This is a genomic window from Parerythrobacter jejuensis (assembly GCF_039536765.1).
Taxonomy (GTDB): Bacteria; Pseudomonadota; Alphaproteobacteria; order Sphingomonadales; family Sphingomonadaceae; genus Parerythrobacter; species Parerythrobacter jejuensis.
In genome coordinates, this window is sequence record NZ_BAAAZF010000001.1 from 1,952,361 (window position 1) to 1,964,680 (window position 12,320).

General features: G+C 60.3%; 14 protein-coding genes. 3 read left to right on the plus strand and 11 right to left on the minus strand.

Going from position 1 to position 12,320, the window contains the following annotated elements:
* Positions 1–12 precede the first annotated feature (12 nt).
* A complete protein-coding gene (locus tag ABD653_RS09690; protein WP_160778488.1) occupies positions 13–987 on the plus strand; it encodes an esterase-like activity of phytase family protein in 975 nt (324 codons plus the stop codon).
* A gap of 75 nt (positions 988–1,062) precedes the next feature.
* On the opposite strand, the gene rpmB is transcribed toward ABD653_RS09690, so the two are convergent.
* Positions 1,063–1,362 carry a 50S ribosomal protein L28 gene (gene rpmB, locus ABD653_RS09695; protein WP_160778489.1) on the minus strand — a complete coding sequence of 100 codons (300 nt, stop codon included), beginning with the start codon at positions 1,360–1,362 and terminating at the stop codon, positions 1,063–1,065.
* 119 nt (positions 1,363–1,481) lie between these two features.
* Between rpmB and ABD653_RS09700 the strand changes: the two genes are divergently transcribed.
* Positions 1,482–1,937: a nucleoside deaminase gene (locus ABD653_RS09700; protein ID WP_160778490.1), complete on the plus strand. Its 456-nt coding sequence runs from the start codon at positions 1,482–1,484 to the stop codon at positions 1,935–1,937.
* On the opposite strand, the gene ABD653_RS09705 is transcribed toward ABD653_RS09700, so the two are convergent.
* The 5 genes from ABD653_RS09705 to ABD653_RS09725 all read right to left on the minus strand — a co-directional run bounded on the left by ABD653_RS09705 (position 1,908) and on the right by ABD653_RS09725 (position 6,431).
* Positions 1,908–2,690 (minus strand): SpoIIAA family protein, encoded by a 783-nt coding sequence (locus ABD653_RS09705; protein WP_160778491.1) that lies wholly within the window; start codon positions 2,688–2,690, stop codon positions 1,908–1,910. The genes ABD653_RS09700 and ABD653_RS09705 overlap by 30 nt on opposite strands.
* Before the next feature lie 57 nt (positions 2,691–2,747).
* Positions 2,748–3,374, minus strand: a complete 627-nt coding sequence (locus ABD653_RS09710) for a ribonuclease T2 family protein (protein WP_344705331.1) — start codon at positions 3,372–3,374, stop codon at positions 2,748–2,750.
* Positions 3,375–3,448: 74 nt separating this feature from the next.
* A complete protein-coding gene (gene nadC / locus ABD653_RS09715; protein ID WP_160778492.1) occupies positions 3,449–4,309 on the minus strand; it encodes a carboxylating nicotinate-nucleotide diphosphorylase in 861 nt (286 codons plus the stop codon).
* A 112-nt stretch (positions 4,310–4,421) separates the two neighbouring features.
* The gene (locus ABD653_RS09720) at positions 4,422–5,219 is read right to left on the minus strand and encodes a LytR/AlgR family response regulator transcription factor (RefSeq protein ID WP_160778493.1); all 798 of its coding nucleotides are present in this window, start codon (positions 5,217–5,219) and stop codon (positions 4,422–4,424) included.
* Positions 5,220–5,222: 3 nt separating this feature from the next.
* The gene (locus ABD653_RS09725; protein WP_160778494.1) at positions 5,223–6,431 is read right to left on the minus strand and encodes a sensor histidine kinase; all 1,209 of its coding nucleotides are present in this window, start codon (positions 6,429–6,431) and stop codon (positions 5,223–5,225) included.
* Positions 6,432–6,525: 94 nt separating this feature from the next.
* Between ABD653_RS09725 and ABD653_RS09730 the strand changes: the two genes are divergently transcribed.
* Positions 6,526–7,143 carry an HD domain-containing protein gene (locus ABD653_RS09730; RefSeq protein ID WP_160778495.1) on the plus strand — a complete coding sequence of 206 codons (618 nt, stop codon included), beginning with the start codon at positions 6,526–6,528 and terminating at the stop codon, positions 7,141–7,143.
* Positions 7,144–7,146: 3 nt separating this feature from the next.
* Here the strand turns inward: ABD653_RS09730 and ABD653_RS09735 are convergent, their stop codons facing one another.
* The 5 genes from ABD653_RS09735 to ABD653_RS09755 are packed head-to-tail and all read right to left on the minus strand — an operon-like array spanning position 7,147 to position 12,271.
* Positions 7,147–8,121, minus strand: coding sequence for a hypothetical protein (locus tag ABD653_RS09735; RefSeq protein WP_160778496.1), 975 nt, complete (start codon positions 8,119–8,121; stop codon positions 7,147–7,149).
* Positions 8,118–8,834, minus strand: coding sequence for a DsbA family protein (locus ABD653_RS09740; RefSeq protein WP_344705332.1), 717 nt, complete (start codon positions 8,832–8,834; stop codon positions 8,118–8,120). The genes ABD653_RS09735 and ABD653_RS09740 overlap by 4 nt, the downstream gene beginning before the upstream one ends.
* Before the next feature lie 10 nt (positions 8,835–8,844).
* On the minus strand, positions 8,845–10,191 hold the full coding sequence (locus ABD653_RS09745) for a M48 family metalloprotease (RefSeq protein WP_425566725.1): 1,347 nt from the start codon (positions 10,189–10,191) through the stop codon (positions 8,845–8,847).
* Positions 10,192–10,209: 18 nt separating this feature from the next.
* A complete protein-coding gene (locus tag ABD653_RS09750) occupies positions 10,210–11,178 on the minus strand; it encodes an alpha/beta hydrolase (RefSeq protein WP_234032131.1) in 969 nt (322 codons plus the stop codon).
* Positions 11,168–12,271, minus strand: a complete 1,104-nt coding sequence (locus ABD653_RS09755; protein WP_160778499.1) for a phosphatase domain-containing protein — start codon at positions 12,269–12,271, stop codon at positions 11,168–11,170. Before ABD653_RS09755 ends, ABD653_RS09750 begins: the two co-directional genes overlap by 11 nt.
* Positions 12,272–12,320 lie beyond the last annotated feature (49 nt).

Genomic DNA, 12,320 nt, shown 5'->3' on the forward strand with positions numbered 1-12,320 from the left:
CGGAACTCTGCCATGATCCGCAGGCTGATCCTGCTGGCGTTTGTATGTTTGCTTCTTGCGCCCGGCACCTGGATCCGGACCCAGCTGCCCGCCCCCAATCTTGATGCGGGCATCGAGATCACCCGGTTGCCGGTTGACGACCGGCGCGTCGGCGCACTGGATATGACGGGTATATGGCAACTGGTAAGCGAGAACGACCTGTTCGGCAGCTATTCGGGCCTGGTGTCACTTGGTGGCGCCGAGTTTCTGGCGGCGAGCGACACCGGCAACATGCTGCGATTTGCGCTGACACAGGCTGGCGTCTCGATTGTGACGCAGGGGCGCTATGGCGCGGAAAGAGGGCCGCAGGACAAGTTTGCCGTTGATATCGAGGCGCTGACGCGGGACGAGGCCAGCGGCCGGATCTGGGCAGCATATGAGGGGCTCAACCTGATCGAGCGTCGTGACCGCGGACTGGCCGATCCACTGGCTGTGAGGCCTGCTGCAATGGCAGAGTGGCGCGGCAATAGCGGCCCAGAGGCCATGACCCGCCTTGTCGATGGACGGTTCATCGTGGTCGGGGAAGGCACACAGGGCTGGATGGGCGAAGATTTCCCGGCGCTGCTTTGGCCCGGCGATCCGGTTGAAAGCGATGATCCGCTCGCCTTCACGCTAAAGACGCCAGAGGGTTATCGGCCGACCGATATGGCCGTCTTGCCTGATGGCCGGGTGCTGATTCTGCTGCGCAAGCTGGTCATTGGTCTGCCGCCCCGTTTTGAGTCCGGGCTGATGGTGGCAGACCCGCGCCAAATCACGGCGGATGGAATGTGGACGGGGACGTTGCTTGCAGAGTTTGCCGCGCCATTTCCCACCGACAATTACGAAGGCCTGGCGATTGTGCCGACAGATCGATTCCCGGTCACGCTCGCGATCATCTCGGACGATAACGGTGTGCGATATCAACGCACCTTGTTGGCGCGGTTCCAGTGGGATGGCCGCGCGCCCTGAGCCGGCGCACAGCAAAAGGCGCGCAGGTTGCCCCGCGCGCCTTTGCAATCATTATATGGCCAAAGGGCCGGTCGGTCAGGCCGCAGCAGTTTCTGCAGCGACGACTTTCTTCAGCTCACGCTTCACCTTGAGGGCGTTGGCAGAGAGCTTGTCGTCCTTGGTCTTGAGCAGCCAGTTGTCGAGGCCACCATTATGCTCGACCGAACGCAGGCCGTTGGTCGAGACACGGAACTTGAAGCTGCGATCGAGCTTCTCGCTCAGCAGGGTGACATTCTGAAGGTTCGGCAAGAACACACGCTTGGTCTTGTTATTGGCGTGGCTCACGTTGTGGCCGACCTGGCGACCTTTGCCGGTCAGTTCGCAGATGCGCGACATGGTTCGTCTCTTCTCGTAAAATCGGTCTAATGCCGGGAAAGGCGCGCGCATAACGGTGATGGGCCGAATCGTCAACACGAGTCTGGCCATTCGCGCTCTGCGAAGGTAGCGCCGGAGCGATGACCAAATGGCCTCTTCCCGACCCGATGCGCCGTGCGCTGGAGGAAGCGCGCGCCGCGGCCGAGGCTGGCGAAGTGCCGATCGGGGCTGTCGTGGTCAAGGGGGACGAGGTGATCGCCGCTGCGCATAATTCACCCCGGACCAACCATGACCCGACCGCTCACGCCGAAATCGCCGTGATTCGCGCTGCGGCGAGGGTGCTGGGGCAGGAGCGGCTCGAAGATTGTGATCTATGGGTCACCTTGGAGCCCTGCGCGATGTGCGCTGGTGCCATCAGCCACGCGCGGATCGCGCGGCTCTATTACGCCGCCAGTGACCCGAAAGGCGGCGCGGTAGAGCATGGGGCGAAGGTTTTCGAGCACAAGCAATGCCTGCATGCGCCCGAGGTGTATACGGGGATGGGGGAAGGCGAAGCGGCGAATATGCTACGCGGATTCTTTCAAGAGCGCCGCTGATTCTTTTTCTTCAAGCCACGCTATCGCTTCGCGCTTCTCATCAGGTTCGAATGCTTTTATCTCGGCATTTACAAAATGCCTGGTGAACTCAGCGTAATTTCGCACCCAGCGCGGGCCACCGACGATGGCGTACCGTTCCAGCTTGCGCGCGATATCAAGCTTGCCGGCCAGCACATCCTTACTGAACAGGCGGTCGACATCGAATCCGTGCCAATTGCGGATGATGAGCAGGAGACGGTTGCAGTCCGGATTCTCAAGACGAGCTCTCACCATGGCGATTCCGCGTTCCGATTCCTCGCGATCCAGTCTGCCCGACAGCTCGAAGGCTGCGATCTCGGACTTGCCAAGATCGAGTTCCTTGACGGCACCGGCATGGGGGCCTTCACTCTCTTCCAGCACCCACGCGCGGGCGGCGCCGGCTTCGTCCTCGTCATAGACTTCATATACGACGCCAGGGAGAAGTGCGCTTTCGAATCGCGCCCCTGTCCGCACCCACGCCTCGTCCGAGACGACAGCAATCCGGTCCAACCGATAGATGAACTTCATCAGGGTCGGCATGTGTTTGAATTCGACTCCTAGGGCGGGCCACGTGAAGTCGGATATCGCCGTGACATCGATAAGCAGATGGCTACCGGCAGAAGCCTCTGTGCTTTCGCTGGCGAATTCGACGAGACGTTCGGCATCGGCCTGGTTAAACTGGTCGGACACCACAATGTGGTAGGCCTTGTCAGAGATTTTTTCGATTTTGATCATGCTCGAAGCCTATCGGCTCGGCAAACAGCGCGCCTTGATATCGATCAATTACGGCGTTCAGAGACCTCGCCAGATCTTGGCAAGTGCATTATCTCTCGCGCCCATCTGTCTTGGCTTGCAGCGGGTCGGCATGAAATCCTTGCCATAGCAAAGCCGCAGCTCTTGCAGCCAGCCGCGCTGGTTGAGCTTTATGCCGACATGTTCAGGCCGCCAGTGCTTGCCATTAGCGCTGGCGAAAGCGCGTCGAATATCACCAGCGGTGAGATTGTCCTGGCGAGAAATCCGATCATAGTCTGGGAAACGCAGGCTGTCGTAAAGGATACGCGTCACTTTGAAGTAGGTCTCCGGCTTTCGGCTCATGCAGCTGCCGTGCTTGGTCCATTGACGCGCCATCAGGCTTGGGGAGGGCATCATGCACAAATTGCGTTTCGCTTCGGGAACGGTCACGCGCTGTGCCGTGCGGCAATATTGTGGCCAGGTCGAACGGCCATCCGGCCACAGGCCATGCACGATAAGGCCGAAGCGGCCCGTCCGGCCCGAGCATTGGGTTGCATCGCGTCGCGAAGACTGGCGGTTGCGGCAGAACTCGGGCGACCAGCTCAGTGCCAGCGTATAGCCGGTGACCGGCAATTGCCGGGTCGGGCTATCAGCGCGCTGCTCTGGCACCAGCAGGTTTTGCGGCACTCTGCACTGATAGGATTGGGCAAGCGCCGATGCTGGCAGCGCCAATGCAGCCAAGCCGAAGATCAATCGGCGAATCAAAGCGGCGTGAAGTCCAGGCCGATGTCCGCAGCGGGGGCGCTTTGGGTCAGACGGCCGACAGAGACATAGTCGACCCCTGTGGCTGCCTTGGCCTTGATTGTATCCAGGTTGATGCCGCCGCTGGCTTCGGTAGGCACGCGACCTGCGACCAGTGCTACGGCCTCTCGCAAGGTTTCAGGCTCCATATTGTCCAGCAGCAGCCGGGTTGCACCGGCTTGCAGCGCAGGCTCGATCTGGTCGGTCCGGTCGACTTCGCAAATGATGTCTTGCACGCCGGCTTCGACGGCACGGCTGACAGCCGCTCCGACAGACCCGGCGACCAGAACGTGGTTGTCCTTGATCATGGCGGCGTCCCACAATCCCATCCGGTGATTGCTCGCCCCGCCCATGCGAACGGCGTACTTTTCCAGGTGACGCAGGCCGGGAATAGTCTTGCGGGTATCGAGCAAAGTGCAATCGGGATTGTCCATCGCGTCGACATATTCGCGTACCATGCTGGCGATGCCGGACAGGTGTTGGACAGTATTGAGCGCGCTGCGCTCTGCCGTCAGCATGGCGCGGGCATTGCCGGACAGGCGCATCAGGTCGGTACCCGGAGCAACTTGCGCGCCTTCCGTCACCAGCAGGTCGATTTGCATATCGGGATCGAGTGCGCGGAAGAACTCAGCTGCCACTGGCAATCCGGCAACCGTAATCGGATCGCGGCTATCCATGACACCGGTAAACTTCGCGTCAGCCGGAATAACGCTCTCGGCAGTGACATCGCGGCCGCCACCGGGAAGGCCATGACCCAGATCTTCCGCGAGGGTTTCGCGCACAAATGTATCGATATCGAAGCCTGAAAGCGTGAGTGCCATAGGCACTCAATAGACTGACAGGCGGCGTCCGCAAGGGTGGCGACTGCCCAAGGGCCGAAGCTTTTCCGGTAGAATTATGCGCGAGCTTTAGAGCAGTCCAGGCCCGTCTGCATCAGTGGACGAACCGCGCGACCACATCGCGATAGCTGCGACTGACTTTCACTTCGGCACCCGAATCCAGCACAAGGAAGCACTCGCCATTGGTATGCGGCTTTACCTGGCGGACCTGGTTCAGATTGACGATGGTCGAGCGATGGACGCGCTGGAAATGGCGCGGATCCAGGCGGCGCTCCAGGTCCTTCATCGTTTCGCGCAGGATAAGCGAATTGTCGCCGGTATAAATGCACATGTAGTCGCCGGCGGCTTCGATATGCTCGATAGAATCGACCTCGACCCGGAATATCTGGCCGCGGTCCTTCACGTTGATCAGCTTCTCGAAGCGTTCGGTTGCCTCGCCTTCGGTTTCCTGGAATTCTTCCGCAGCTGCCGGTGCGACTTCGGCCAGAACATTTTTCAGCTTGTCGGCCTCTTCGGAACTGCGTTTCTCGGCCAATCGCTGGCGCACCCGCTCGATGGTGTCGGCCAGTTTGTCCTCATCCACCGGTTTCATCAGGTAATTGACCGCATTGGCCTCGAAGGCCCGGATCGCATGTTCCTGGAATGCGGTCACGAATACGATCAAAGGCGGCTCGATCTCCATCACACCTTTGACGACGGAGAATCCGTCGAAGCCGGGCATCTGGATGTCGAGGAATACCAGGTCGGGCTTTTCGGTCTTGATCTTGCGAATCGCTTCGCGCCCGTTCGAGCAGGTGTCGATAATCTCGACATCCTCGAACGGCTCAAGCCGCAATTGCAGGCCCTGAATGGCCAGTTTTTCGTCGTCGACGAGGATTGTTCGGATGGTCATGGGTCAGCTTCCGGTGGCGCGATGCGCCGCTAGCGATTCCACATTGTCGGGGAGCGTGGCTGAGGGGTCAGCCGGGGCCGTGGGGGATGCGGCCAACTCGCCGCCCTGCGACGCGGTTTCGTGGGGGATTTCGATGATCACGGTAAAGCCGCCATCATCGGGCGTGCGGATTTCGAACAGATGGTCCTCTCCATAGGCTTGTGCAAGCCGGTCGCGAATATTCGCCAGGCCGACGCCGGTCGAAACCGGTTCACCGGTCAGCACTGCAGGGAGGCTGGCCCGCGTTTGGGGGCTTTGCAATCCTGGCCCGGTATCGGAAACGACAATGCGCAGCTTCTGTCCGACGAGTTGCGCTGAAAGCGTAATCCGGGCCCCTTCTTCCTGCTGCGAAACGGCATATTTGATCGCGTTTTCGATCAGCGGTTGCAGAAGGAGCGACGGAAGGCAGGCCTTGGCAGCCTCTTCCGACACGTCAAATTCGGTCCGCAAACGCTCCTCGAACCGCATCCGTTCGATATCGAGGTAGAGCTTCAGCGTCTCGACCTCTTGCGCAACTGTCACCTTACCGCCCGGCTCGCTAATCAGCGTGTGCCTGAGAAACCCGGACAGGCGAGTCAGCATGGCATTGGCAGGTTCGGTCTGCTTAAGCAGAACCAGGGTGCTGATCGAATTGAGAGTATTGAAGAGGAAATGCGGATTGAGCTGGTAGCGCAGCATCGCCAGCTGAGCGCTGGTGGCTTGTAGCTCCAGCCGTTCCAGCCGGTCCGCCTGCTCTTCCACCTGAAGGAAGAAATTGATCGCGTAATAGAGCCCGGTCCAGGCCCCCAAGAGCGAGAAATCGAAGAACAGATAAAGCAGGACGAGCTGGGTCAGCGTGTTTTCGCGATCCGAGAAATAGAGCCCGACAACCCATGCCTCGATCAAGGCATAAATGCCCACGGCCACCGCAAGCACCCCCGCTGTTGCCCCCCAGGTAAACAATGGGGGTCGATTGATCAGCTGGCGATAGATGACAGACAGGACCAGGCTGATCGAAAAGCCGGTAATGCCGACAATCAGCATCAGGATAATGTAAGATGCGCTCTGGCCGTTGGAGATGCCTTGGATAGAGCGCAGCACCATTGCGCCTGCCCAACCCACAAATTGCAGGTTCCAGAAGGCACGCGACTTGTTCTCGAAGAACGGGGTAGGGCGGAAGGGCAGCACAGCCATAGCTGGGGACTCTAGCTTATTGTGACGTAAACGTCAGATGTTTTGCGAAAAGGGCTATTTTCGGCTAATTGGCGACTCATAGGGAGAGTTACTGATGAATGCACCGACACATCCTGAAGCCGATACGACCGAGCGCGCGAAATTCCGCCAGATGAAGGAAGGCACGGCCGACGATTGGGCGATTATCGGCAAGGGTTATCGCGAGCACTCCAAGGGGCTGGCTGATCGCGTGCTGGATCATCTCCGTCTGCTCGATGGCGATTTCGGCGGCTTCCCGGTGGACCGGCTTGAGCATTCTTTGCAGACAGCGACACGCGCCCATCGCGACGGGCGTGACGAACAATATGTCGTCATGGCCCTGCTGCACGATATTGGGGACACCCTGGGCAGCTATAACCACCCGGAAGTCGCTGCCTCGATCATCAAGCCCTTCGTGACCGACGAAATTCACTGGATTTGCCAGAACCATGGCGCATTCCAGGGATACTACTACTTCCACCATCTGGGTATGAACCGGAACCTGCGCGACAAGTTCGAAAACCACCCGCACTATCAAGCCTGTGCCGATTTCTGCGAGAAATACGACCAGGCTGCGTTCGATCCGGACTATGACAGCGAGCCGCTGGAATTCTTCGAACCGATCGTGCGCCGCGTGATGGAGCGGCCTTTGGCATCGATGTATGCCAAGGCGATGGAAGACGAAGCCGCCTGAACCTTATTTCGGTGCGGGGAGTGTCTCGCGTTTGAAGTGCGTGCGCCAATCGGCCTGGCCGGTTGCGGCGAACAGGCGTTCGACAAGGACTGTCTCGGCTTCGATGAACTCGACCCGTTCGTCCCAACCATCATGTGTGCGTTTGCGGAAGATGCCACCGCTGTGATCCGGCCCCCATTCCTGCATGAAGCGGACGGCCGCCCGCGGGTCATATCCGGAATTGGCCAATAGCCACGGCATCAAACGGTCAGCCTCGCGCTCGGTGATGCGGACAGCCTTGCGCTTGCGGCCACCATTGGCATCGAACCAGGCCCTGTGGCGCAGTACATTATGCGCCAGCTCATGCGCCATGACGGCCGCCATCAATTCGTCGGGATAGGCGTGGCCCGGGAACTTGTTGCCAATGACGACGCGTTCTCCGTCGGCTACGGCACGTTTGCCCAAGGGGCCTACCTCGAACCGTGATCGGCAAGCTTGCACGCCGCTGATCCGAATCTCGACCGCATCAGTATCCCGCGCGGTCGACAGCACCACGTCTCCGCTGGTGCTCAAACTAGCATCGATGGCCTTGCGCACATCTTCAAGGCGCTTCCAGCGCTTCTTGCGGTCCAGCGCGAAACTGGAAACGGGGCTTTGGGCGACCATCAATACGGACTGGTCCGGGCGCAGACCTGCTTTTTCCGCGGGGGATCCAGGCACGACGCCTTGCACCCCGATGTCACCCATCAGCCCAAGGGCGTCACGTAGCTCATCACCATCGGGATAGGTCGCAACATCGTGCAGCAGAAGGCCGGTCGCCGGTGTCGTGCGCTCGCAAAAACGGGCATTGCCCGTGGCAAGTGCAAATCCAATCCGCTGAACACGCTCGTCCTTCGCGCGCAGCGCAGAAAAACCAACCGGGAGCTCCATCGCCACCGCGGCCGGACCGGCCAGCGATGATGCGACAAGTGTCAGACCTGCCAGTATAATCCGGATCATGACGTGCCGGATTGTCCGCTGTTCGAAAGCGCTTCGGAAAGCGCTTCAGCTGGTACTGCACCCTCTAGGATGGTGTCGCCGATCACCCAGCTAGGGGTGCCCGTAAAGCCCAATTCCTGGGCCATCGCGGTGTTGCGTGCCAGTTCATAGGCGATTTGCGGATCTCCGGCATCCTTCACGGCCTGGTCGAAATCGACCCCGGAGGCTTGCGCAGCGGCCTTCAACCCCGCCTCGCTGGTGTCACCGCCCGCGAAGACGGCGCTATGGAAAGCGGAGTACTTGCCTTGCTTGGCCGCGGCCAGCGCCATGCTCGCGACGCGTTCGCTGCCCTCGAAGATGGGCCATTCGCGAATGATAACCTTCAGATCAGGATCCTGTGCCACCAGTTTTGCCACCTCGGCGGAGCTCGCGCGGCAATAGCCGCAATTATAGTCGGTGAACTTGATCAATGTGCGTGTGCCCGCCGGGTTGCCGAGCACCGCCCCTGCGAAGGGCTCCCGCAGATCGGCGCCGGCACTGGAGAGCTTTTGCTCGGCCTGCTGGCGTTCATAGGCCTGTACCATGCGTGGCAGCAGGTCAGGATTGGCGAGCAGATACTTTTCGACCTGCCGGTCGCCCAGACCAGACCAGGCGAAGGCCGCCGCCCCGCCAAATCCTGCCAAAAGGCAAAGCGCAACCAGCAAAGCGGACCGGATCATTTTCGAATTCCCCATTGGCTGGATGCTATCGGCGGTCTTGCAGGCGTTCAAGTTCCGCCGTCGCTTGCATCCGGATATCCTGCGCGCGCAGCCAATCTGCAGTCCCCTCGGTCAAACCATTTTCGGCGACCTGTGCGCTGCGCATTGCGAGTGCATACTGACGGGTCATGACCTGTTGTTCTGCACTGGCCAGGCGAGCCCGCGGCATATCGCCCCGGGCAGCGTAGACGACACCCAGCTGGTACCAGGCAAACGGGTTGCGGCGATCTTTGCCCACTGCCGTACGCAAGACTCGCTCGGCCTCTTCGAAATTGCCCTGGTCTTCGGTCGCGATAAGCGCGTGGCCGAAGATCGATGCGATCAGCGGGTGATTGGCGGTCAACTCGGTCGCGCGGCGCAGAGGCGGCAACGCTTCGTCCGGCCGGCCGGACTCAAGCAGGATCTGCCCTTTGAGCTCGAGGAAATAGGGATTGCCCGGATCGCTGGCGATCAGCCCTTCGGCTTCGTCAAGTGCGCGTTGCACCTGGGCGTCCTTGTGAAACGCATAGGCCCGAGCATAGCGGGCCGGCACATCCTGCCTGGAATTGGGATACGCGCGCATGACCCGGGCCGGTTCAGCCAGATAGCCATAGAGTTTGGCCTTGATCCGCGCAAAGCGGGCTTCCAACACCGGATCGTCTGGTGCTTCCCAGGCAGGGTCCACGATATAGGCTTCGCGCAAGCGGGCGATCCGGTCACCGGACAAGGGGTGCGTGCGTGTGAAGGTCGCTTCGTCAGACTGGCTGCGGGCGTAGCGGAATTCCTGGTTCTGCAACTTGCGGAAGAAGCTGAGCGATCCGCGCCCGGAAATTCCCGCCTTGGACAGATATTCGGCGCCTGCCGCATCGGCGGAGCTTTCCTGGACGCGACTGAATGCGAGGAACTTCCCCAGTGCGGCACGCTGGCCGGCCATAATGGCGCCCATCGCCGCTTCGCCCGCGCCTGCCGCAGCCGCAGCAACACCGATCAGGAGGGACAGGATCGAAATATTGGTTGCGGCCCCTATTCCCTCGCTGGAGCGGATGATGTGGCCGCCCGTAATGTGGCCCAATTCGTGTGCGATCACGCCTTGCACTTCGTTCGCTGTGTCGGCGGCATTGATCAGGCCGCTGTGCAAATAAACGATCTGGCCCCCGGCAACGAAAGCATTGATGGAGGGGTCGTTGACCAAGACGATATCGACATTGCCCGGTTCCAGCCCGGCAGCGACGACCAGTGGAGCCGCCATGTCCTGCAGCAGCGCTTCTGTCTCGGCATCGCGCAGGATCGATTGCGCCATCGCGGGCTGCGCAACGAAAGCCAGCGCCGTCAGGCAGGCGAAAATCTGGAGCATTATGCGCATGGTTGTCTGCTAGCCTTGTGCGGGCTGAATGGTGCCTGAAGGTGTACCATTTTCAAGATCCTGCGTCGCTTCTTGCTTCGCCAACCATTCAATGATCGCGCGTTTCACGGCCCCGTCTCCCGCAAAGGGGCGCGATAGTGCCATGATGATCCCGGCGTGACCCATATTGTCGAATTCGACCGGTTCGTTTTGCGCTCCAGACTTGCTGATCTTCGCGGCCAGAGCACGGGAATTACGAGGCCGGACGGTTTCGTCCGCATTCCCCGTCAGCAATAGAATGGGCGGCGTATTCGGCCCGACAAAGTTGATCGGCTGCGTGCGATCGAGGTTGCTCGCTGCGCCAAAGGCATTCTTCGTGCTTTCGCTGTCGAGCGGTAGAAAGTCATACGGGCCGGCGAGGCCGATCGCGCCATCTATGGTGTTGCCTGGCAAGCCTTCCTGCTCAAGCCATTGGGGGTCGAGCGCCAGCATGACAGCGTTATAAGCGCCGGCAGAATGGCCCATCAGGTAAATCCGGTCGGGATTGCCGCCATAGTGTGCGATGTTGTCCACCACCCAGCGTACGGAGGCGGCACCGTCTTCCAGCATGGCCGGAAACTCGCCCCCGGGAACCAGCCGGTAGCCCGCACTCACGACGACATAGCCCTCGGGCGCAAAATTCCTGCCGATATAGGCATAGTCGACCGGATCACCCTTGGCCCAACTCCCTCCATGGATGAAGATGACGACTGGAAGTGGTCGTTCTGCCGGTTTCGAGGGGGTGACCACCACCAGTTTCTGATCGGCTTCCGGCCCGAACAAAATCGGCTGTGACACCTTGGCGGAATTGCTTGTGAAAATGGCATCGGCCCGGTCCAATGTACTGACCGACTGCGCATTCAGGGCCCAATGCCACAGGCCGAACAGCAGCGCTGCCAGCCAGACCAAGAGGATTAGCGTCCAGCCCAACTTGCCCAATCCCTTCGTGTTAGTGCGCATGGTGTTCGCGCCTCTCAACCGTTTCGACAATGCGGGACGTATCGCCGTGCGGCGTCACGCCTGCAGCCCGCAGGAAGTCTTGCCCGATGGCGTAGCTATCGCCCAACCACAAGGGAATTCCGGCGGATGTGATGCTCGCCTTGGCGGCAACCTCGTCCGGCGACAATTCATGCTCGGTGGTACGGATGAAAACGGCAGCAATCTGGTCGGGAGATTCCGATGCAATGGTGCTGAAGGCAACCAGATCACCCTGGGAATCGTCGCCGATCAAGGCGAAACGAAGGTCTGAATATTTGCTCAGAATGCCCTTGATCGCGTCAACCTTGTGGGAGCCATGGCTGGCTTTACCGAAAGTGGCGCTGTTCAGGCCCCAGTCGCGCAGCAAAAGCGGCCCCAGCGGAAGATTGCGGGTACGCTGGAATGTCACGAGGTAGGAATAAAGATTCCACGGCGAGGACGAGACGTAGAAAAAGGGGCGGTGGGTTGCTGGAAGCCGTGTCCCGGCCTCACCGCTGTCCTCAACCCTGACCGAGCCCCCGCCCAAGGCATGATAAAACAGGTTCGCCCCGGGCACGACAATGCGTTCATGCGGCAATTCGGCAAGCACGCGCTGCCAATTGCGCAACAAGCTACGTAGCCCCCCGGTTATGCCGGTTTCGATGATCGTGTCGTCAATGTCCGAGATAATGCCGAGGTCGATATCCTGGCCGGGCACCAAAATATGGCCATCGACGCATTGCGCGCCATCGCGATTGTACCATTGCAATGTGGCGACCTCCCAAGCGGTATGCACGGGGTAGTCCCAAGGCCCGGACAGATCGATGTCGAAGTGCAGGAAGCCTTCCTTGTCGGATATGGCTGTTTGCTCGAATACCGCCCCGTCTGGACGCGCATATTCGAGCCGCACTTCTATATTTTCGGCCTCGCGGCTTGCGAATTGCGCGATCATGGTGCGCATGGCTTGCCAGCGACCACCTTGCTTGAAGCCGGGCTTGGTGGCCTTCAGCGCACGCGCAGTGAGGCGGAGCGCAGTGCGGCTGCGATAGCCGAAATAGGGCTGGATGCGGACCGGGGAGTCTTGGAACAATGCCATCGGCGAGCGCTAACGCTTCGAACGCGCTGCGCAAAGTCCCGCCGCCAAT